A 19,904-nucleotide genomic window follows, 5' to 3' on the forward strand; every position below is an offset into this window, starting at 1 on the left:
TTATTAATTCTTCATTGTTTAATTATTAATTTTAGAGAGATCTCTACTTAGTTTCATTGCACAGAAGTTAGGTCCGCACATCGTGCAGTATTCTCCGTCGGTATGTCGACCTTCGTTGAAGTATTCCAATGCACGGTCGGGGTCGAGGCTCAAGTGGAACTGGTCGCGCCAGCGGAATTCATAGCGTGCTTTGCTCAGGGCGTTGTCTCGTATCTGCGCTCCCGGATGACCTTTTGCGAGGTCGGCAGCATGGGCAGCAATCTTATAGGTGATGACTCCCGTACGCACGTCTTCGCGGTTCGGCAGTCCCAAATGCTCTTTGGGAGTAACGTAACAGAGCATGGCTGTTCCCAACCATCCTATTTGGGCTGCACCGATGGCAGAAGTAATGTGGTCGTAACCCGGAGCTATGTCTGTCACCAGCGGGCCGAGCGTATAGAACGGTGCGTTATGACAGTGTTCTATCTGGCGCTGCATGTTTTCTTGTATCTTGTGCAAGGGCACGTGTCCCGGACCTTCGATGAAGGCTTGCACATTCTTTTCCCATGCACGTACTACGAGTTCACCCATTGTGTCGAGTTCGGCGAATTGGGCTTCGTCGTTGGCATCGGCAATACAGCCGGGGCGCAATCCGTCTCCCAAAGAGATTGCCACGTCGTATTGGGCAAGGATGTCGCAGATGTCGTCGAAATGTTCGTAGAGGAAAGATTCGCGGTCGTGGACAAGACACCACTTGCTCATGATACTACCTCCGCGGCTTACGATACCACACAGGCGTTTGTCGGCGAGATGAACGTTGTGGCGACGGATTCCGGCATGGATGGTAAAGTAATCCACACCCTGTTCGCACTGTTCAATCAGCGTATCTTTATAGATTTCCCACGTCAGGTCTTCCACTTTGCCGTTCACTTTTTCAAGTGCTTGGTAGATAGGTACAGTTCCTACCGGCACGGGGCAGTTGCGTACAATCCATTCGCGCGTTTCGTGAATGTTGTCGCCCGTTGAGAGGTCCATCAGCGTATCGCCTCCCCACTTGCAGCTCCATACAGCCTTGTCTACTTCCTCATCGATGCTCGATGTGGTGGCAGAGTTACCGATGTTGGTATTGATTTTTACGAGGAACTTGCGTCCGATAATCATCGGTTCACTTTCCGGGTGGTTGATATTGGCAGGCAGTACGGCACGTCCGGCAGCGATTTCTTCGCGCACGAATTCCGGAGTGATATAGGTATCAATGCCCAATTCCTTGCAGTTCATGTTCTCGCGGATGGCTACATATTCCATTTCGGGCGTAATGATGCCCTGCTTGGCATAATACATCTGCGTACAGCATTTTCCGGCTTTGGCACGATAGGGCAGGGCGATATGTTCGAAACGCAAATGATCGAGCGAGGCATCATCGCGGCGCATCTTGCCATATTCTGAAGTGATAGACGGAAGCTGCTCTACGTCGCCGCGTGAGGTTATCCACGATTCACGCATACGGGGAAGCCCCTTTTTCAAGTCGATTTCAATGTTCGGGTCGCTGAACGGACCGCTGGTGTCGTAAACGTAAACAGGCTCGTTCGGGGTCATTACCTTTTTACCGTCTACGATGCTGACGCTGGGCGTAAGGTTTACTTTCTGCATTCCCACCTTAACGAACGGGAACAGTGTGCCTTGCATATAGGCTTTTTCGGCATGTGCGTATGCTTTATTGTCTTTTTCCATAATCGGGTTGTTTTTTAATTAAGAAATGCTGTAAGGGGAGAGGAAGCGGAAGCCACCAAGTTGGTAGCCTGCGTACCCAGTCCGGCTTCGTAGGCACGTCGTCCGGCGATAACGGCTTCTTTAAATGCGGTAGCCATTTCCACCGGATTTCCGGCAACGGCGATGGCAGTGTTTACCAGACATGCCGCCGCGCCCATTTCCATCGCTTCGGCCGCGTGGCTCGGTGCACCAATTCCCGCATCCACTACTACCGGCACGTTACTCTGCTCGATAATGATACGCAGGAAGTCGCGCGTCTGTAATCCCTTGTTTGTACCGATGGGGGCAGCGAGCGGCATAACCGTGGCTGCTCCGGCTTCTTCCAGACGTTTGCAGAGCGTGGGGTCTGCCTGACAGTAGGGAAGTACCACGAATCCTAATTTAACCAGTTCTTCCGTGGCTTTTAGCGTTTCAACAGAATCGGGCAGGAGGTAACGCGGGTCGGGATGGATTTCCAGTTTCAGCCAGTTCGTGCCGAAAGCCTCGCGAGCCATTTGCGCTGCGAACACGGCTTCTTCTGCCGTGCGTACGCCCGACGTGTTGGGCAGTAATTGGATATGCGGGTGAACGATGTGTTTCAGCATGTCGTCTTCTTTATCGTTCAGTTCGATACGTTTCATGGCTACGGTTACCATTTCCGTGCCTGAGGCAAGAATCGCCTCTTCCATCAGTTGGTTTGAATTGAATTTTCCGGTGCCCAAAAACAGGCGTGAGTTAAACTCTTTTCCGGCAATGATTAATTTTTCCATTGTTATCTTGTTACAATTTTTTTATTATTTGATAGCTAAAATTCGCCGTGTTTCTTCCGCAGGATTGTCCGCCCGCAGGATGGTTCCGCTCAGTGCAACACCTGTTACTCCGGTTTGCAGGATGGCAGGGATGTCTTCGCGGGTGATTCCTCCGATGGCTACTATCGGCAGATTAATTCCGGCTTCTTTCATTTGCGATACGATACGGCGATACCCCTCCAGACCGAGAATCGGACTGAGGTTCTTTTTGGTGGTGGTGAATCGGAACGGTCCGCACCCGATGTAGTCGGCTCCCGCCTCGTAGTGCATCTTCACGTCGTCGAACGTGTTTGCCGTTCCTCCGATGATGAAACCGTTGCCCAACAGCCGGCGTGCTTCGGCTACAGGCATGTCATGCTTGCCCAGATGCACCCCGTCGGCGTGTATTTTTTTTACAAGTTCTACATGGTCGTCGATGATGAATGTGGCATGATACGTCCGGCATAGCGCCTGAACGCGCAACGCCTCCTGCTCTACCTCTTCGGGTGAAGCATCTTTCATGCGCAACTGAATCCATCGGCATCCCCCTTCGAGTGCCATGCGCGCCGAGTCGTAATACGAATATTTCTCCGTGAAATGAGTGATGAACTGAAGTTCCATAGCTCTGATTTACCCTCCACAGGCAGCTTTGATGATTACCAGACTGTCGTTTTCTTTCAGCGGAGTGTTTTCCCATTCCGTACGTGGTACCATGCGGTTATGCAGGGCAATGGCAACTCCCTGAGCGGGAAGTTCTAATTGGCGGGCTAAATGGGCTACGGTGTTTCCACCCGTAAGCTCTGTCTCTTTGTTATTTACCAGTATTTTCATATAATAACGTATTTAAAAAGGTAAGTAATACAAAGAGGAACCCGGATGGGAATAAGCAGAAAAAATATCAGCAAGCAACAATCCCTTCGTCGGTACTAACCGCATCAGGTTCGCAGGGTATAATCTCAGCCTGTTTTGTCGGGCACCCCTTTGTTTTACTTTGATTGCGACAAAGATAGAAGAAAAGATTGGGATAACGAAGAAAGAACAGATAAAAAGTTTTATCGGTTGTTTTTTTATCCTGACATTTGGGTGGTAAATGTCAGGATATTTTAATATGTTTGTCAGTGTCAGATAGACGGTTTCTCAATGCGTACAAGCGTACTTGTTGCCATAACTTTACCGCGTTTGGTTCTCTCTTCACTCTTTACCAAACCGACATTTTCGGCATACCATTCGGTCATATAAGTGGTTTCAGAGATAAACATGATCTTGTATTTGGCTTGATAGGACACCTTCAGACAGTTGAACGTACCTGCTTCGGTAGTCAGGGTTTCAAATCCGATAACCGTACCGTTGCTGACGGAAGCAGTCATTTTTATCGGTTTCAGTTTGTAAAGGAATTTAGATTCAGGCAATTTGTCACCGGCTTTGGCATCGGTTTTCAGCGGAATATAGACTTCTCCCTCGCAGTGCAACTGTTCCATAAACTCGTCAAATCCTTTTTTCATTTTCTCCTCGTCGGTTTCTTCAGGATTGGCTTGGTGATACCCGTCAAGGTAATAACGGTACATCATTTCTTTCAGATAATCAGCACTCATCAGCGTCATGCGGGTCGTTTTGTCGTTGTCGCATCGGAATGTTATTTGTTCGGCAGCGTCTCCAAACTCCGCCCGCTTTCCCCAGTTTTCTTGTTTTACAATTAATGTATCGCCGCTTTTATAAACGTCAACAATGCAAGATGTGTCTGTTTGTACGGTTTCTTTTTCCGTATCCCGCGTTTCGTAATATAGCAATGTGCCTTTTTGGGGGTTGCAAAACTGTGCTTTCACTGCACTTGAGCAGGCAGCCAGCAACATGAATAAATACAATGTCTTCTTCATAGAAAGATTAAATTTGGTGTTTGTATATTGCAAAAATAGGCAAAATAAATTACTGCTAATGTTTTTTTCGTGGAAAATGTATGATTGGGAGGAAGGAAAAGGAGGATGAATTTCTATTCGAAGTGTCAGTCAGTTCTTCCCATAGAAACAGGTAACTTTTCGGGTAGCGTTACAGGTTTCTTCCCATAGAAAAAGGGGACATTCCTGTGGTAGAATCACATCAGGAATGTCCCCTTTTTCTATGGGTAAGAGAGTGTCGTTTTATTTGTTGTACCGCTCAATCAGGTTTCCGGCAACAGTGTCTCCCAACTCCTGCGCCTTCTTTAAATTGGCAAGCCCCTCTTTCTTTTGCTTTTGCTGTATCTGGCTGTATCCCAACATACGGTAGGCGGCAGCATTGTTCGCATCGAGCGCAATGGCCTGTTGCAACGACTTGATGGCTTCTGCCACTTGGTTGGTCCGCAAGTGTACGCTACCCTTTTCCAACCAATATTCCGAGTTGTTGGGTTCCATTTCTACGGCTTTCGTGATGTCGTCGAGTGCCTGCTGATACATGCGGCATTGCATTTCCGTCTGTTGGCGTACCATGTAAAACTCGGCAGTAACCTGTCCTAACATGGCGTCGTAAAAGTCGTTATAATCAAGCACGGCATCGCGGTATTCGCCTGCTGCACTTTTCATCCGTGCGCGTTCGTACAAGTAAGGTGCGGCATCCTGCCCGTAAGGTTTGTTGAAACGAACCACGGCGCTGTCCATCAGTGCGATAACCTCTTTCATTTCTACCCCCGGAGTCAGCTCTTTGGCTTTGGCTGCCGAATAAAAAGAAGCGGCAGAAGCCAGCGGCGTACGGTTTACCGCCTCGTATGAAGCAGATGCCTCGGCATACTTCTGCATGGCAAAATAAATATCTCCCTGCACCTGATAGTAAAGTCCCTCCGGCGAAGCGGCAAGCGACTCATTGATTTCGTTCAGCGCACGCTCCAGCGTCCAGTCGCCGTACGGCTGTTTGCCGTTCAGGGAAAGGTTGTAGCTATAAAGCAGTTTGGCAATGTTGTAGTGAGCTTCCGCCTTGTTTTCGGCAATGTCAAGCATTTTTTCCAACTCTTTTTCCGCCAAAGCATTGTGTTCGTCATCGCCGAAATTCATGTAACAAGTAGCCCGGCGCTGATACCCTTCGATGTTGTTGGGATACTGAGCAATGAAGTCGTTCAACAATTCAAGATAATCACTCTGTGAAAGTTGCGACGACTGCATATACAAATAAACCAGCGCCTGCGATTCATCGTCCGGCAAAGCCTTTTTGATGCCGATGGAGTTGAGCGTAAAATCGCTGCCCGACAGTGCAGAAATAGAAAGCGACATGGCATAACCGATCCCGATGGCATAGCTTTCTTTGCTGTCTTTTTCCGTATTTTTCTGCAACAATCCGATTACCTCACCGTTGATGTTCATTATCGGGCAACTCACGGTTTTGTCGGTGGTGTGCATGTTCAGCGTATAATAGAAAGAATTGTTGCTGATGCTGTCAATCTTTGCTATCGTTCCGTTTTGAACGTCGGCAGACTTCTGGGTAGAGTAAGGCAGCAGGTAAACCGTGGCGTTTTCGGCAGCAGCTTGCGCGGCAGGCTGAAGCGCCGTAGGCTTCTTGTCGGTAGCCGTGCGGAACTTTACCACATCATACATGTCGTTAGCCCCTAAGATGAACGTAACAGGCAATTCCTTGCCGTCGGCAGTCACCACCACCGCCCGTTCGGCACCCTTAAACAGTGAATAATCAGACACAGCAGTACCGTTCTCATCAATGTAAAATCCGTTTCCCGTATTCAGGATTTTGTTTTCCTTATTATATGTAATTACCGAGAATACCGCTTTTCGCGCTTTGTTTACCCACTTGGGAAGTTCCTGCGCCCAACCACATTGGAAGAACATCCCGCAGGCTAATAGAAGTATTGTCTTTTTCATGTTATGTTAAGATTTTATGTTATTCGTTTCCAAATCCGCGCTGCTTCACGGCTTCGTAAATCAGGATGCCTGCTGCCACGGATACGTTAAGCGATTCGATGTTGCCGAACAGCGGAATCTTAATCCATTCGTCGCACAGGGCGAGGTGTTCGTAAGGCACTCCCGTATCTTCCGCCCCCATGATGATGCAGGTAGGCGAGGTATAATCGCCCTTCGTATAATCGTAATCACCTTTTTCGGTAGCGGCAACAATCTTAAATCCGCTTTCTTTTAAGAAGTTGATGGTATTCTTCAGATTACTTTCGCGGCACACCGGAAGCGTATGCAGAGCCCCTGCCGAAGTCTTGATGGCATCGGCATTAACACTTACGCTGTTTTTCGAAGGGATAATGATGGCATCTACTCCGGCACATTCACACGTGCGGGCAATGGCTCCGAAGTTACGTACATCCGTCAGTCCGTCGAGCATCAGCAGCAACGGATTCTTACCCTGCTCGAAAAGGAAAGGCACGATATCCTCCGTGCGCTGGTAAGCGATGGGTGAGATAAAAGCCACCACCCCCTGATGATTCTTTTTCGTAATGCGGTTGATGCGTTCTACCGGCACTCGCTGTACCGGGATAAACGTATCTTTCAGTGCGGCGAAAAGCTCCTTCGACAAGTCGCTTTGAATATCTTTCTTCACCAAAACTTTGTCTATTTCCTTGCCCGCCTGTATGGCTTCGATTACGGCTCTTACGCCAAATATCATTTCGTTTTTTTCTATCATAACTTTAAAATATGCTTGTAATTAGTTGTTCGGGAATCCCAACAAAGCGCGTGCGTTATTCATTGCAGCCTCAGTCATGGTCGTTCCGCTCAGCATGTTGGCAATCTCGCAGACCCGTTCGTCATCACTCAGTCGGCGGATGTAGCTGTTTGTTCCCGTTTCGGTATCTTCTTTATATACTTTGTAGTGTGCACTTCCGCGTGCAGCTATCTGAGGCAAGTGGGTAATGCTGATAACCTGCCGGTTCTGTTTCCCCATGTCTTGCATGATAAGCGCCATCTTCTCGGCTATCGAGCCGGAAACCCCCGTATCTATTTCGTCGAAAATAATGGTTGGCAACTTGACCGCTCCGGCTATCATCGCTTTCAGTGAAAGCATCACTCGGGCAATTTCTCCACCCGAAGCAATAGACGCAACGTTTTGCAGCGTGCCGTTCTTGTTGGCGGAAAAGAGAAAAGTAACACTGTCCATACCTTTGGCATCAGGCTCTTTGCGCAGCGTCATTTCTACCGCAAAACGTACATTGGGCATCCCTAGCGGAACAAGCAGCGATTTCATCTGCGTTTCGATGTAGCGTGCAGAGCCTGTACGGAGTTCGGTTAAGCGTTTCGCTTGTTGTGTTACCTGCGCATACAGCTTATCCTTTTCCTTATTCAGCTCGGCAATACGGTCATCGAACGAAGTGATGGTGTTTAATTGTTCCCGATACTTATCCGCTAAAGCAATAAGCTCTTCTACAGTCTTGACATGGTGTTTCTGTTGCAGGGAATAAATTAAATTCAGCCGTTCGTTCACGTAATCCAAGCGCGACGGGTTGAATTCTATTTCCTCCTGCGCTCCGGCAATTTCGTGTGCCAAATCCTTCAGCTCAATGTAACAACTGTTCAGGCGTTCTATCCATTCCTGTGCCGGAGCATACACGCGGGAGATGGATTGCAGTGTCTGTTCACATTCCTTAGCCAGCGCCAGCGTACCGCCTTCATCGCCATTGATAAGCTGTTCAGCCTTATACAGTCCGGCTTTGATATCTTCGGCATGACTCAACGTCTCCGATTCCTTTTCCAGTTCCGCCTGTTCGTTTTCCTTCAGTCCGGCTTCTTCCAACTGCTCCAATTGGAAACGGATATAATCTTCGTCTTGCTTGCTCTTCTCTGCCTGAGCGATAAATTCCTCTAACCCCCGGCAAATCTGTTTGTAGTCATGATACACTTTCTGATAAGCAGACAAGTCGTTATCATCTTGCGCCAAAATGTCCAATATATTCAGTTGGAATCCTTCTTTGTTCAACAGAAGATTCTGATGCTGGCTGTGTACGTCTATCAGCTTCTCGCCTAAAATTTTCATTTGGGCCAACGATGCCGGTGTATCGTTGATAAACGCACGACTCTTGCCATTGGCTGATACTTCACGGCGCAGGATACATTCTTCCGGGTCAAACTCAATGTCGTTTTCCATGAAGAAATGCTCCATGCCGTAGGATGCAATTACGAAACGTGCTTCTACGATACATTTGGTTGCCCCGTTTTTTATGGCTTTCACATCTGCACGTTGCCCTAACAGCAAGCCGATGGCACCGAGAATGATAGACTTTCCCGCCCCTGTTTCTCCGGTAATAACGGAAAAGCCGGGCGTAAAGTCGATATTCAGCTTGTCAATAAGCGCATAGTTCTGTATGTAGATAGACTGTAACATAGCGTAGCGTTAAAATAAAGTTACCAGTTTGTCGATTATATCGGTAGCCACTTCCGTTTTCGGTTTCAGCGGATAAGCCGTTATGCCGTCACGGTCGATGATGGCTATTTTATTCGTATCGCAGCGGAATCCCGCCCCTTTATCGTTCAGTGAATTCAGTACAATGAAATCAAAGTTCTTGCGTTTCAGTTTGTCTTGCGCATGGCTTACTTCATCGTTGGTTTCCAATGCGAATCCTACCAATCGTTGTTCCGGGCGTTTCTGTTTACCCAGTGCCGCAGCTATGTCTTGCGTAGGCTTCAACCGGAGTATCAGGTCGTCTTTTTCACGTTTAATCTTTTGCTCGGCTGTCACCTCCGGAGTAAAGTCTGCCACGGCTGCACATAAGATACCGGCATCGGCATCTTCGTAATTCTCTATCGCAGCTTGGTACATCTCGGCAGCACTTTCCACGTTGATGCGTTTGATGTTGGGATGAATCACCTCTCGGTTTACCGGACCGCTTACCAGCGTTACTTCCGCTCCGCGTTCCGCGCAGGCTTCGGCGAGAGCATATCCCATTTTACCCGACGAATGGTTACCGATGAAACGTACCGGGTCTATCTTTTCGTATGTAGGTCCGGCAGTAATCATGACTTTTTTCCCTTGCAGGTCTTGCCGGCGCGAAAAAAACGCTTCCAGCACCTCTATTATTTTTTCCGGTTCTTCCATGCGGCCTTTACCTACAAGGTGACTTGCAAGTTCGCCCGAAGCCGGTTCGATGATATGATTTCCGTACGAACGGAGAATATCTAAGTTATGCTGGGTCGACGGATGGGCAAACATATCCAAGTCCATCGCCGGAGCAATGAACACGGGAGCTTTCATCGAGAGGTAGGTAGTTACCAGCATGTTGTCGGCTATGCCGTGCGCCATCTTGCCGATGGTAGACGCCGTAGCCGGGGCAATGACCATTGCGTCGGCCCACAATCCGAGGTCGACATGGCTGTGCCACGTTCCGTCGCGCTGCGCAAAAAACTCGCTGATGACCGGCTTGCTGGTCAGTGCCGAAAGCGTGATGGGAGTAATAAATTCCTTTCCCGCCGGAGTTATGACGATTTGCACTTCCGCACCTTTTTTTATCAGGCCTCGTGTCAGTACGGCAGCCTTGTACGCAGCAATGCTACCCGTTATTCCCAATACGATTTTCTTTCCTTTCATCATTTCATCAGATTGCTTTCGCGTAAACGGATTTTAGTCAGTACGTTTTTGGTGTTCAGGGTGAAATCGCCATTCATTATCCATCCGTAATAACCCATGTCGCGTTTTAATACTTCGGATACAGGGATTCCCTTGTATTTGCCGAAATTGAAAACCTCCACGCCGTTATCATCGTACACGATGCGTCCGGCAAAGTCTACGTTCTTGCTGTATGTTGAATACTCTGAGAGGAAATTAATGTCGTTTTCCAGAACCTCGGGATAACGGTCGAGCTGAGCCTTCAACACTTCGTAAGTAGCCCGTGTGTCGGCTTCGGCTGTATGCGCGTCTTCCAGATTCTTTCCGCAGTAAAACTTATAGGCAGCCGAAAGCGTACGCTGCTCCAGCTTGTGATAAATTACCTGCACGTCGATAAACTTCCGTTTGGTCAGGTCGATGTCGATTCCCGCACGCAGAAACTCCTCTACCAGTACGGGGACATCGAAACGGTTGGAGTTAAATCCGGCGATGTCTGCACCCTCAATGTCGTTGGCAATGCTCTTTGCCACTTCCTTGAAGGTAGGACAGTCTGCCACATCCGCATCGTAAATTCCGTGAACGGCAGACGAGGCTTCCGGTATGTGCATTTCCGGATTGATGCGCATCGTCTTAGACTCTTCGTTACCGTTGGGGTAAACCTTCAGGTAACAGATTTCCACGATGCGGTCGGTATTTATATTGGTTCCCGTTGTTTCCAAATCGAAGAATACCAACGGATTTTTTAAGTTCAGTTTCATTTCTTATTTTAGTCGTTTAACATCATGGGCATGAGCAACATCAGCAAATCTTCATTCTCTTCCTGCTCTTCGGGTACGATGACTCCTGCACGCGACGGGTCTGCCAGTTCGATTATTACATTGGTAGAAGACATGCTGTTCAGTATGTCTATCAGGAACGACGATTTGAAGCCGATGCTCATCGGATTCCCGTCATACTGGCAGATTGTCGTTTCTTCTGCCGAAGTAGAGAAATCAATATCCTGTGCAGAAATTTTCATCAAGTTGTCTGAGAGACTTAACTTGATGAGGCTGCTTGCCTGAGAAGAAAATACCGATACACGCCGTAACGCACTGATAAACATGGTGCGGTCGATAGTAGCCTTGTGCGGATTGTTCTGCGGAATTACGGAATTGTAATTCGGGTAACGTCCTTCTATCAGGCGGCATGTCATGCAGTAATTTTCGAGTACGAACGTGGCATTGCGGTCATCGAAGCTGATTTTCACATCGCCTTGCTCTTTCGGCAATAAGTTTTTCAGCAGGTTGGCAGGCTTTTTAGGAAGAATGAAGGCAGCCTTTTCATCGCCGTGTGCCGCATAAGTCTTGTAGCGCACCAACTTGTGTCCGTCTGATGCCACTATCGTGATATCTTCGGTAGTTATATCGAAATAAATACCGTTCATTACCGGGCGCAACTCATCATCGGCTGTCGCAAAAAACGTGCGGTTTACACCCACGTTCAACACATCAGCTCCAATGGTGACTTCAACGGTGTTTCCTCCCAAGTTTTGAGCTTGAGGGTATTCATCGGCGTTTTGTCCCATTAAGTTATATTGCCCGTTCTGATATTGGATGGTAATTTCCAGACTGCTCGGATTTATATCGAAGCTCAAGGGCTGTTCGGGGATTTCTTTCAATGCTTCCAGCAGGGTTTTGGATGAAACGGCAAAGCGTCCGTCGCCCGAAAATTCGTTTGCCTCGATGGAAGTACATAAGGTGGTTTCATTATCCGAAGCTGTCATCGTTAATGTTCCGTCTTGCATTTCCATCAAGAAACAATCCAGTATAGGCAATGAGTTTTTTGAGTTGATAACGCGGCTGATAGCCTGTAAGTGGCTGAATAAAGCGGTACTTGAAACAATAAACTTCATAGGTTTGTTTTGATATGTTTATTATAATATTTCTTTCAATTAACTGCCAAAGTTACGAAAAGATTGCAGAAGCAGCACAAAAAAACACCGAAAAATTAGTTTGCTTTTTCGGAAAAGTGTAATTTCGTAACCGATTTTTTTACAACCGAGACAAAACATCAATATTTAACAGATATAAATAAAGACAAGTAATGGAATTACAAGGAAGAGTGATAGCCGTTCTCGAACCGAGAGGCGGAATTTCTAAAAACGGAAACGAATGGAAGGTGCAGGAATACGTAATCGAAACCCACGACCAATATCCCCGCCGTATGTGTTTCGATGTGTTTGGCGCAGATAAAATACAGCAATTCAATATCCAAGTAGGAGAGGAACTGAATGTTTCGTTCGACATCGACGCACGCGAATGGCAAGGACGCTGGTTTAACAGTATTCGTGCATGGAAAGTGGAACGTGTATCGGCAGATGCGGCACAAATGCCTCCCGTTACGCCTCCTTTCCCGCCGGTTAATGCAGCTCCGTCGGCACCGGTCGATTTTTCTGCTACGGACGATAAAGACGACCTGCCGTTCTGATACTCGTTCTTAATCGTCCTCTTATCCGAAAGGGACAAAAATCCGAGAAGTACCTATCCGATGCTTCTCGGATTTTTGTCCCTTTTTTCGTATGGCGGCGGTTTTTTTCTTGTAATGAAGCCAGCCTTGATTACCAGCGGTTTATGAGACAGCTTTTAGCGGCAAAAACGCTTGCGGTAGAACACGGTGACTTTTCGGCTAATGTAAGTGAACACATGCGGATGCGTCGGTGGGTTGTCCGAATAGAATTTTTCTTCTTGTTTTTGATAAAATTTAAATCCCCTCAAGGCAGATTATCCGTTAAAATCAGTATATTTGGTTTTCAGAATAAAAATACAAAGTCATGAAGAAACAGGCTGATTACATTAAACGCATTGAGATAAAAGGTTTGTGGGGACGAAAAAATATTTCGTGGAATTTACGTGCCGATGTTAATATCCTGAGCGGAGTGAATGGCATCGGCAAAAGTACAATCCTCAACAAGTCGGTTTTAAGCCTTAACGCCCTTGAAGGGGGCGCATTAACCAATGGCGTCCAGCCGGGTGTGTCGTTTATTTTCTCGCCCGAAGACGCTACTTATATCCATTTCGACGTGATACGGAGTTTCGACCGCCCGCTTATCAGTTCCGGCTTGCTGGAAAAGATAGGAAACCAGAATGTAAAAACCGAACTCGACTGGCAGCTTTACCAGTTGCAGCGCCGTTATCTGGATTATCAGGTGAACATCGGCAACCGCATCATCGAGTTGCTTACCAGCGGGGTGATTGAAGACCAAGCCCGCGCCGCACAGGTGTCTCGTCCGAAAACCGAATTTCAGGATATGATAGACGATTTGTTCAGCGAAACGGGGAAGAAAATCATCCGTAAGAGCAACGAAATACAGTTTGAGCAAGACGGCGACGTGTTGACTCCTTACCAGCTTTCTTCGGGCGAGAAACAGATGCTCGTAATCTTGCTTACCGTGTTGGTGCAAGATAACCAGCCTTTTGCCTTATTTATGGATGAGCCTGAAATTTCTCTCCACGTAGAATGGCAGCAACGGCTGATTTCGTTGATACGCAGCCTTAACCCCAACGTGCAAATTATTCTGACCACTCATTCGCCGGCGGTAATCATGAACGGATGGATTGATGCCGTAACCGAAGTGAGCGACATTACAACCCATTAAACAACAGCTATGGGAAAAAGATTGACTGACAACCTGTCTTCCCTGTATATCGGAGCTGCCAACAGCCTGAAGCCTAAACGTACAAGGAAGAAAATCGTAGCCTACGTGGAAAGTTACGATGATGTTTCTTTCTGGCGTTCCCTGTTAGCTGAATTTGAAGACGATACCCGTTATTTTGAAGTGATGCTGCCCTCGCGGGATACACTGGCGAAAGGGAAGAAAACCGTGCTGATGAACCATTTGGGAAAGCAGTTGGGCGAAAATATGATAGCTTGTGTAGACAGTGATTACGATTATCTGTTGCAGGGACGGACGCAGACTTCACGCTACATGCTTGAATGTCCTTTCGTACTCCAGACCTATGCTTACGCCATCGAAAATTATCATTGTTACGCCGAGGGATTACACGAAGTGTGCGTAATGGCTACTCTTAACGACCGTCAGATAATTGATTTTCCGGCGTTTATGAAACTGTATTCCGAAATAGCCTATCCCTTGTTCGTCTGGTCGGTATGGTTCTATCGAAACAAGCATCTTTCAGAGTTCTCGCTGCTCGACTTTTGTGCTTTTGTAAGACTGGAGCAAGTAAGCACACGTCATCCCGAAACCAGCCTTCAGATTATGGAAAAGCGTGTAAGGCGCAAGTTGAAAGAACTTGAGCACCGCCATGCCCATGCACTTGGCGAAATAGAAAGTCTGAAAGAAGAACTGAAAGAGCTTGGCGTTTATCCTGAAAACACTTATATGTTTATTCAGGGACATCATATTATGGATAATGTGGTGATGCGCCTGCTGCTGCCCGTCTGTACGATTTTGCGTCGGGAGCGCGAGGAGCAAATTCAGCGCTTGGCGCTTCACGAAATGCAGCTTCAAAACGAACTGACCAGTTACCAGCGCAGCCTCTTGGGGGTAGATGTGGTGATTCGTAAGAATACGAATTATAAAAACTCTCCGCTGTATAAAAAAATACAGAAAGACGTAAAGAAACTTTTGAAAATCAGTTGAATGGTCGGACCATAAAAAAACACGGACTGTGTGTCGTTTTGCCGTTGACGGACAGGTTTACTCTCCGTAACTTGTTCCACACAATCCGTGTTGTTTGTTATCTGTAAGCGATAAGAAGTCAGATAGACAACTCGTTCAGAACCGTAATCAGACTTTTGTCGATGGGTTTATTCTTTTTTATGGCTTCGGCAAAAGGAACATAAACCACTTTGTCGTTTCGTATGCCTATCATGACGTTCCGTTGCCCTTCCATCATCGCCTGAATAGCGGCACATCCCAATCTGCTTGCCAAGATGCGGTCGCCTGCGCTGGGCGATCCACCCCGTTGCAGATGTCCTAATATTGTAACCCTAACATCGTATTGCGGATATTCTTTCTTGACACGTTCAGCGTAATAGTTTGCTCCCTTTCCCGTGGGGCTTTCTGTTACGATGACAATACTGCTGTTCTTGGTCTTTCGGAATCCACGTTTGATGAACTCTTCCAGTTGGTCGGTATCCGTCTGGTCTTCCGGTATGATTGCAGCTTCCGCCCCTGAAGCGATGGCACTGTTTTGAGCCAGAAATCCGGCATCCCGTCCCATAACTTCCACGAAGAAAATCCGTTCGTGCGAGGTAGCCGTGTCACGAATCTTATCCACACATTCCACGATTGTGTTAAGCGCCGTATCGTAGCCGATGGTCAAGTCTGTACCCCACAAATCGTTGTCGATGGTCCCCGGCAGTCCGATGCACGGAACATCGTATTCTTGTGCAAAGATTCTTGCCCCCGTCAGTGAACCGTCTCCTCCGATGATGAATAAGGTATGTATTTTTTCTTTTTGCATTACTTCGTACGCTTTTTCCCGTCCTTCAGCCGTTTCAAAATCTTTAGAGCGCGCTGTTTTCAGGATAGTACCTCCACGCTGAATGATATTGCTTACATCCTCAGTGGTAAGTTCGCGTATTTCATCGTTAATCAGTCCCTCATATCCCCGGTAGATACCTTTCACCTTGTAACCGTTGCAAATGGCGCTGCGGGTAATGGCACGAATTGTAGCATTCATCCCCGAAGCATCTCCTCCGGATGTTAAAATACCAATGTAGCCTTCTTTCATAATCAGTTTAGTTTAGTTAGTAATTAGCCCCACTTTTTCAGGGCTCGCTAAACGGCTTACAAAAATAAGTCCACGCCTGTGTTACGTTTTCGAAAGTTAACCCTTTTTGCAGTATTTAAAAATAAAACGCCTTGCCCAGCCGACATTCTGTCATTTACGACATCCGTTTCAGGAAAGCCGCCGCTTGCGCCAAAGTGTCGGGCTTGCCGATGTCAATCAGTTGCAGGCCGGTGACAAGGTATCCGCCAATCCGGGCTTCTTTGCAAGTTTGCAGATAGAAATCCATGATGGGAAACTTACCTTCCCACTGGTTATCCATATAGCGGAAAAGCGAAGGCGAAACCACGTGTATGCCGCTGAAAGCATATTCATTATATATATCATGGCGGTATATGAAGCCGGCAGGTTTGGTTTGTCCGGTCAGCTTGTTCAGCCATCCGCACAGACGAATGTTTGTATCGAACAATAAATAGCGGGAGGTTTCGCGCGGACTCACCAACAAGGTAGCATCGTTTCCGCTTTGCAGGTGAAAATCATACAAAGCTTTTAAATCGACATCCGAAAGTATGTCTACATTATGCACCAAAAAAGGAGCTGTTCCCGAAAAGAAAGAAGATGCTTTTTTGATTCCTCCGCCCGTATCGAGCAACTCATTGCGTTCGTCGCTGATATGAATTGTGATACCGAAGTTCTGGTTAGCATGTAAGAAATCAATAATTTGTTGTCCGAAGTGATGAACGTTCACCACCGCCTCGGTACATCCTGCCGCTTTGAGTTTCAAGATAACGTGTTCCAACATGGGGCGTCCGTTGACCGGAACCAATGCTTTGGGCGTATGATCAGTCAAAGGTTTCAGCCGCGTTCCTAATCCGGCGGCAAATATCATGGCTTTCATAGGGCTTCAAATGTTTGTTCGATGTTTTGTTCCCGGTGAATCAAATGTATTCTCACCCCGAATTTACGGTTAAGATGTTCGGCTACATGCTGAGCCGCATACACGGAACGGTGTTGTCCGCCTGTGCATCCGAAGTATACAGACAGGTGAGTAAAGCCGCGCTCCAAATAACGCGCCACATGCATATCCACCAGTGCGTCTGCATGTTCCAGAAATCGGAGAATTTCCCCATCGTTTTCCAAGAAACCGATAACAGCGGCATCACGTCCGGTTAGTTGTTTGTACGCATCATATCGTCCGGGATTATGTATCGCTCGGCAGTCGAATACATATCCTCCACCGTTTCCACTCTCGTCTGCCGGGATTCCTTTCCTATATGAAAAGCTCATGACTGTGACCGTAAGCGATTTAGGTTGCGGAACATCAGCGGAAGGTTGGGATTTCGCTTCCACATTTCCAACTTCACAAAGTTTCCGCAATACCTTGCAGAGATAAGGATATTCGCCGAATCCCTCATCCAGCAGCACGTTCAGATTAGCGAGAGCATACGGAATACTTTCTATAAAATGCGCCTTTTTCTCAAAATTTCCCCGAAATCCGTAAGCACCGAGTACTTGCAAGGTACGGAATAAGACAAAATGGCGCAACGTATTTGAAAAGTCAGCCTCATCCACTCTGTAAAATGCTTGAAGTGCCTCTCGGTATTCTCCGATTAACTCTTGACGCAGGCTGTCCGGAAAATTCGCTTTTGCTTGCCAAAGAAAAGAAGCAACGTCGTAATAAAAACTCCCTTTGCGTCCTCCTTGAAAGTCGATAAAGTAAGGTTTCCCATCTTTTATCATTACATTCCTACTCTGAAAGTCGCGATACATAAATGTATTTGCCGGAGCGGTAAGCAAGATGTTTGCCATACGTTCAAAGTCATCTTCCAGCAGACTTTCCTGAAACTCTACCCCCGACGGCTTCAGAAAACAATATTTAAAGTAATTCAAATCCCAAAAAATACAGCGGCGGTCGAATGATGCTTGCGGATAACATACACTGAAATCCATTCCTTCGGCACCTTCGAACTGAATACGGGGTAACAGACGGATGGTTTGTCTTAATAACAGTTTTGTGTAGTCACACAGTCCGTTGCTTTTGATGAGTTGGAAGAGCTGGGTGTCGCCTAAATCTTCTTGCAGGTAATTCATCCCGTCGGCAGATACAGCACACACTTCCGGTACGGGGATACCTTTTTGTCGGAAATGTTTAGCCATGCAGATAAAAGCATGATTTTCTTCTTTTGAAGTTCCACATACCCCGATGAGCGTCCGTTTGCCTGTGAGCCTGAAATATTTTCGGTTCGAACCGGCTCCGGATAACGGTGTCATTGCATCGGGGGCATATCCGGTATGGTTTTGGTAAAGTGTTCCTAAAGATTCCATATATTTATAAGGTATTTACTTTTTCTTTATATTGAGTAGGGGTAAGCCCTGTTATTTTCTTAAAACTGCGATTAAAAGGTGCGATTGATTCAAATCCACATTCTAAACTGATTTGCGAGATATTTAGCCGGTCGGCAGCCAAGAGCTTGCAGGCATATCCGATTCGCATTTCAAGGATGTATTGTTTGAAGGTTTTCCCTGTATGTTCCTTGAAATAGCGACAGAAAGCAGCCGGATTCATGGCAGTGAACGAGGCTATCTCGTTTAAACTGACAGGCTGTGTGTACCGCTTGTTGAGGTACGAAATGACACGCTCCATCTTTTTATTTGAAAACAAAGAAGGCGTGAGCAGATAATTAGGTGAAGCTGCATATTGTTTCTGTGGAAATGAAGCCAATGCCTGTAAGAGAGAAAGTATTAAAACAATCTGGTCTACGCCCTGTGTCTGAGGTATTAGGTTGAGCATTTCTACCGTGTGAGGGGCTTGGCGTAACGAAAAAGAGATTCCCCGATGAGCGTCTTCCAGCAGGTTGCGTATGGAAGTGAATTGGATGTAGTGGGAAAAAGAGTATTGCATGAAGTCTTTTTCGAACTGGATGTTTACGCCTTTCACGTAGAGTTGTTCATCCGTGCCATATTCCGGAGCGCTCTGCATACAGTGGGGGAGTTCCGAACCGAACAAGATAACGTCGCCTTCTTGAAAGTCAATGATGCTGTCTCCCACCAAGCATTGTCCGTGTCCGCATTCCACATACATCAGTTCATATTCGCTGTGGAAGTGCCACGGATAAGTGAAACGCGGGTAGCAATAGAAGCGGGCGCGTATCGGGTTGGCATCGGTGACGGCTATTTGTTCGTTTAATATTTTCTTCATGTTGCAAAAATACGCAAATCTTTTGCAAAAATCAGCGTACTACCGTTTGTAAAATACGTGTATTTTTGTCTGAAAAGAGAATATGATAGTTTAAAGATAAAACTTATGAATGAATTATTTAGTATTGCCGGTAAGGTAGCCGTAATTACGGGAGCCGGTGGTGTGTTAGGGGGCAATATTGCCCAGCACTTCATACAGCAAGGAGCGAAAATAGTTGCTCTCGATATCCGTCAGGAGCAGTTGGATAAGCGTGTGACGGAGTTGAAACAATATGGCGATGAGGTGATCGGTATTGTAGGAAACGTATTGGACATTGCGAGTCTTCAGAAGGTGGCGGATGAAGTGGTTGCCAAATGGGGGAAAATCGACATATTACTGAACATTGCGGGCGGAAACATGCCGGGAGCTACACTCGACCCCGACCAAAATTTCTACGATATGGACATAGCTTGCTGGGAAAAAGTAACAAATCTGAATATGAACGGTACGGTTTATCCGTCGATGGTATTCGGTAAGGTTATGGCACAGCAGAAAAGCGGTTGTATCGTCAATGTTTCATCAATGGCTGCTTACAGTGCCTTGACCCGTGTGCCGGGATATTCGGCTGCTAAAACTGCTGTGGCAAACTTTACCAAGTGGCTGGCTACGGAAATGGCATTGAAATATGGCGACGGTGTTCGGGTTAATGCCATTGCGCCGGGCTTTTTTATCGGTGACCAGAACCGTCGTGTGCTGATTAATCCCGACGGAACGTTGACTGAGCGCAGCAAGAAAGTATTGGCGAAAACACCGTTCGGGCGTTTCGGAGACATTAACGAATTAAATGGCGCGGTACAGTTCTTGTGCAGCGATGCCGCCAGCTTTGTAACGGGTGCGATGTTGCCTATCGACGGTGGATTCAGTGCATTCAGCGGGGTATGATGAAAAGAAGATAATGTAAGG

General features: G+C 47.0%; 19 protein-coding genes and 1 riboswitch. Of the genes, 4 read left to right on the forward strand and 15 right to left on the reverse strand.

What is annotated here, in order from left to right:
* Positions 1-18 precede the first annotated feature (18 nt).
* From thiC to dnaN, 11 genes are all read right to left on the reverse strand, one after another.
* Positions 19-1,710 carry a phosphomethylpyrimidine synthase ThiC gene (gene thiC / locus M3085_RS05765; RefSeq protein WP_191709685.1) on the reverse strand — a complete coding sequence of 564 codons (1,692 nt, stop codon included), beginning with the start codon at positions 1,708-1,710 and terminating at the stop codon, positions 19-21.
* 14 nt (positions 1,711-1,724) lie between these two features.
* Complete coding sequence (locus M3085_RS05770) at positions 1,725-2,498, reverse strand: thiazole synthase (RefSeq protein ID WP_191709684.1); 774 nt, start codon at positions 2,496-2,498, stop codon at positions 1,725-1,727.
* 24 nt (positions 2,499-2,522) lie between these two features.
* Positions 2,523-3,137 (reverse strand): thiamine phosphate synthase, encoded by a 615-nt coding sequence (locus tag M3085_RS05775; RefSeq protein ID WP_249052503.1) that lies wholly within the window; start codon positions 3,135-3,137, stop codon positions 2,523-2,525.
* 9 nt (positions 3,138-3,146) lie between these two features.
* Positions 3,147-3,347 carry a sulfur carrier protein ThiS gene (gene thiS / locus M3085_RS05780; protein WP_249052504.1) on the reverse strand — a complete coding sequence of 67 codons (201 nt, stop codon included), beginning with the start codon at positions 3,345-3,347 and terminating at the stop codon, positions 3,147-3,149.
* A 64-nt stretch (positions 3,348-3,411) separates the two neighbouring features.
* Positions 3,412-3,507: riboswitch (TPP riboswitch) on the reverse strand.
* A gap of 130 nt (positions 3,508-3,637) precedes the next feature.
* On the reverse strand, positions 3,638-4,390 hold the full coding sequence (locus tag M3085_RS05785) for a DUF3108 domain-containing protein (RefSeq protein WP_249052505.1): 753 nt from the start codon (positions 4,388-4,390) through the stop codon (positions 3,638-3,640).
* Between the two features lie 261 nt (positions 4,391-4,651).
* Complete coding sequence (locus tag M3085_RS05790; protein ID WP_204499247.1) at positions 4,652-6,352, reverse strand: tetratricopeptide repeat protein; 1,701 nt, start codon at positions 6,350-6,352, stop codon at positions 4,652-4,654.
* Between the two features lie 19 nt (positions 6,353-6,371).
* Positions 6,372-7,121 (reverse strand): 23S rRNA (guanosine(2251)-2'-O)-methyltransferase RlmB, encoded by a 750-nt coding sequence (gene rlmB / locus M3085_RS05795; RefSeq protein WP_178257149.1) that lies wholly within the window; start codon positions 7,119-7,121, stop codon positions 6,372-6,374.
* Positions 7,122-7,142: 21 nt separating this feature from the next.
* The gene (recN, locus tag M3085_RS05800) at positions 7,143-8,813 is read right to left on the reverse strand and encodes a DNA repair protein RecN (protein WP_178257150.1); all 1,671 of its coding nucleotides are present in this window, start codon (positions 8,811-8,813) and stop codon (positions 7,143-7,145) included.
* Positions 8,814-8,822: 9 nt separating this feature from the next.
* Positions 8,823-10,013: a bifunctional phosphopantothenoylcysteine decarboxylase/phosphopantothenate--cysteine ligase CoaBC gene (gene coaBC / locus M3085_RS05805; RefSeq protein ID WP_249052527.1), complete on the reverse strand. Its 1,191-nt coding sequence runs from the start codon at positions 10,011-10,013 to the stop codon at positions 8,823-8,825.
* Positions 10,013-10,789 carry a 3'-5' exonuclease gene (locus M3085_RS05810; RefSeq protein WP_178257151.1) on the reverse strand — a complete coding sequence of 259 codons (777 nt, stop codon included), beginning with the start codon at positions 10,787-10,789 and terminating at the stop codon, positions 10,013-10,015. Before M3085_RS05810 ends, coaBC begins: the two co-directional genes overlap by 1 nt.
* Positions 10,790-10,797: 8 nt before the next feature.
* Complete coding sequence (gene dnaN, locus M3085_RS05815) at positions 10,798-11,922, reverse strand: DNA polymerase III subunit beta (protein WP_178257152.1); 1,125 nt, start codon at positions 11,920-11,922, stop codon at positions 10,798-10,800.
* 191 nt (positions 11,923-12,113) lie between these two features.
* Here dnaN and M3085_RS05820 point away from each other — a divergent pair, with 191 nt between their 5' ends.
* From M3085_RS05820 to M3085_RS05830, 3 genes are all read left to right on the forward strand, one after another.
* On the forward strand, positions 12,114-12,497 hold the full coding sequence (locus tag M3085_RS05820; RefSeq protein WP_178257153.1) for a DUF3127 domain-containing protein: 384 nt from the start codon (positions 12,114-12,116) through the stop codon (positions 12,495-12,497).
* Positions 12,498-12,840: 343 nt separating this feature from the next.
* Entirely contained in the window at positions 12,841-13,665 is an 825-nt protein-coding gene (locus tag M3085_RS05825; RefSeq protein WP_178257154.1) for an AAA family ATPase, read from the forward strand.
* 9 nt (positions 13,666-13,674) lie between these two features.
* Positions 13,675-14,670, forward strand: coding sequence for a DUF4435 domain-containing protein (locus M3085_RS05830; RefSeq protein WP_178257155.1), 996 nt, complete (start codon positions 13,675-13,677; stop codon positions 14,668-14,670).
* A 118-nt stretch (positions 14,671-14,788) separates the two neighbouring features.
* On the opposite strand, the gene pfkA is transcribed toward M3085_RS05830, so the two are convergent.
* The 4 genes from pfkA to M3085_RS05850 form a co-directional block, all read right to left on the reverse strand.
* On the reverse strand, positions 14,789-15,766 hold the full coding sequence (pfkA, locus tag M3085_RS05835) for a 6-phosphofructokinase (protein WP_191709679.1): 978 nt from the start codon (positions 15,764-15,766) through the stop codon (positions 14,789-14,791).
* A gap of 154 nt (positions 15,767-15,920) precedes the next feature.
* The gene (locus tag M3085_RS05840; RefSeq protein WP_204499253.1) at positions 15,921-16,661 is read right to left on the reverse strand and encodes a nucleotidyltransferase family protein; all 741 of its coding nucleotides are present in this window, start codon (positions 16,659-16,661) and stop codon (positions 15,921-15,923) included.
* Positions 16,658-18,088 carry a phosphotransferase gene (locus M3085_RS05845; RefSeq protein ID WP_249052506.1) on the reverse strand — a complete coding sequence of 477 codons (1,431 nt, stop codon included), beginning with the start codon at positions 18,086-18,088 and terminating at the stop codon, positions 16,658-16,660. The genes M3085_RS05840 and M3085_RS05845 overlap by 4 nt, the downstream gene beginning before the upstream one ends.
* 4 nt (positions 18,089-18,092) lie before the next feature.
* Positions 18,093-18,962 carry an AraC family transcriptional regulator gene (locus tag M3085_RS05850; protein ID WP_249052507.1) on the reverse strand — a complete coding sequence of 290 codons (870 nt, stop codon included), beginning with the start codon at positions 18,960-18,962 and terminating at the stop codon, positions 18,093-18,095.
* 105 nt (positions 18,963-19,067) lie between these two features.
* On the opposite strand from M3085_RS05850, the gene M3085_RS05855 reads away from it, so the two are divergent.
* Positions 19,068-19,883, forward strand: a complete 816-nt coding sequence (locus M3085_RS05855) for an SDR family oxidoreductase (RefSeq protein WP_178257160.1) — start codon at positions 19,068-19,070, stop codon at positions 19,881-19,883.
* The last annotated feature ends 21 nt before the right edge of the window (positions 19,884-19,904 follow it).

Source organism: Bacteroides caecicola, from assembly GCF_023337095.1.
Taxonomy (GTDB): domain Bacteria; phylum Bacteroidota; class Bacteroidia; order Bacteroidales; family Bacteroidaceae; genus Phocaeicola; species Phocaeicola gallinarum.

Coding starts and splice junctions, on each gene's coding strand:
- thiC (WP_191709685.1), bottom strand. CDS start 1,710: ATGGAAAAAGACAATAAAGCATACGCACATGCCGAAAAAGCCTATATG.
- M3085_RS05770 (WP_191709684.1), bottom strand. CDS start 2,498: ATGGAAAAATTAATCATTGCCGGAAAAGAGTTTAACTCACGCCTGTTT.
- M3085_RS05775 (WP_249052503.1), bottom strand. CDS start 3,137: ATGGAACTTCAGTTCATCACTCATTTCACGGAGAAATATTCGTATTAC.
- thiS (WP_249052504.1), bottom strand. CDS start 3,347: ATGAAAATACTGGTAAATAACAAAGAGACAGAGCTTACGGGTGGAAAC.
- M3085_RS05785 (WP_249052505.1), bottom strand. CDS start 4,390: ATGAAGAAGACATTGTATTTATTCATGTTGCTGGCTGCCTGCTCAAGT.
- M3085_RS05790 (WP_204499247.1), bottom strand. CDS start 6,352: ATGAAAAAGACAATACTTCTATTAGCCTGCGGGATGTTCTTCCAATGT.
- rlmB (WP_178257149.1), bottom strand. CDS start 7,121: ATGATAGAAAAAAACGAAATGATATTTGGCGTAAGAGCCGTAATCGAA.
- recN (WP_178257150.1), bottom strand. CDS start 8,813: ATGTTACAGTCTATCTACATACAGAACTATGCGCTTATTGACAAGCTG.
- coaBC (WP_249052527.1), bottom strand. CDS start 10,013: ATGAAAGGAAAGAAAATCGTATTGGGAATAACGGGTAGCATTGCTGCG.
- M3085_RS05810 (WP_178257151.1), bottom strand. CDS start 10,789: ATGAAACTGAACTTAAAAAATCCGTTGGTATTCTTCGATTTGGAAACA.
- dnaN (WP_178257152.1), bottom strand. CDS start 11,922: ATGAAGTTTATTGTTTCAAGTACCGCTTTATTCAGCCACTTACAGGCT.
- M3085_RS05820 (WP_178257153.1), top strand. CDS start 12,114: ATGGAATTACAAGGAAGAGTGATAGCCGTTCTCGAACCGAGAGGCGGA.
- M3085_RS05825 (WP_178257154.1), top strand. CDS start 12,841: ATGAAGAAACAGGCTGATTACATTAAACGCATTGAGATAAAAGGTTTG.
- M3085_RS05830 (WP_178257155.1), top strand. CDS start 13,675: ATGGGAAAAAGATTGACTGACAACCTGTCTTCCCTGTATATCGGAGCT.
- pfkA (WP_191709679.1), bottom strand. CDS start 15,766: ATGAAAGAAGGCTACATTGGTATTTTAACATCCGGAGGAGATGCTTCG.
- M3085_RS05840 (WP_204499253.1), bottom strand. CDS start 16,661: ATGAAAGCCATGATATTTGCCGCCGGATTAGGAACGCGGCTGAAACCT.
- M3085_RS05845 (WP_249052506.1), bottom strand. CDS start 18,088: ATGGAATCTTTAGGAACACTTTACCAAAACCATACCGGATATGCCCCC.
- M3085_RS05850 (WP_249052507.1), bottom strand. CDS start 18,962: ATGAAGAAAATATTAAACGAACAAATAGCCGTCACCGATGCCAACCCG.
- M3085_RS05855 (WP_178257160.1), top strand. CDS start 19,068: ATGAATGAATTATTTAGTATTGCCGGTAAGGTAGCCGTAATTACGGGA.